General features: G+C 64.0%; 1 protein-coding gene. It reads right to left on the reverse strand.

The window, feature by feature from the left end:
* On the reverse strand, positions 1-360 hold a 360-nt coding region (locus KHO22_RS32380), incomplete at its 3' end, for an IS110 family transposase (RefSeq protein WP_211951271.1).
* Between the last annotated feature and the right edge of the window lie 267 nt (positions 361-627).

The raw sequence follows: 627 nt of genomic DNA on the forward strand, positions 1-627 counted from the left end.
CGGCGGCACGAAGCTCGATCGGATCAAGCCGTGGGCGAGCAGATCGGCAATCCACATCGCGTCATTGACGTCGGTCTTGCGGCCGGGCACGTTGCGGATGTGCTGGGCATTGGCCAGCACCAACTCGAAGTTGCCCTCGAGGATGTGCCACACCGGCTTCCAGTACACCCCGGTGGCTTCCATGGCCACGTGGGTGCAGCCGTGCAGCGCCAGCCAGTCGGCCAGCGCCAGCAGGCCGGCGGTGGTACTGTCAAAGCTGCGCACTTCGTGATGCGCGGGCGCCGAGACACAGCGCACACAGGCCACAATGGTGTCCTTGTGGACGTCGAGTCCGGCACAACGGGGATAGAGTACTTGCATGGAGCCTCCTGCCAGAGTCAACGGCATCGGCAGCAGCCCTCGTCGTCGAAATCTACTAGGCGCGTTCCGGGGTGTCACCACCCGTGGTCGCAATTCGGGGTGCTCGCAGGGCTGCGGGTCCAACTATTGAACGGGCTCGGGGCACCAAGCGAAAGCCGACCTCGTTGCCGTTACCAGACGCCATCTTATGCCCATCCCATCGCAACGCATGGGCCGCAAGCCCGCTTCATCCTTCGGGGTCGGGCTCGCCCGATGAACAACTATTGA

This window comes from Cupriavidus yeoncheonensis (assembly GCF_905397275.1).
In the GTDB taxonomy this organism is placed as follows: domain Bacteria; phylum Pseudomonadota; class Gammaproteobacteria; order Burkholderiales; family Burkholderiaceae; genus Cupriavidus; species Cupriavidus yeoncheonensis.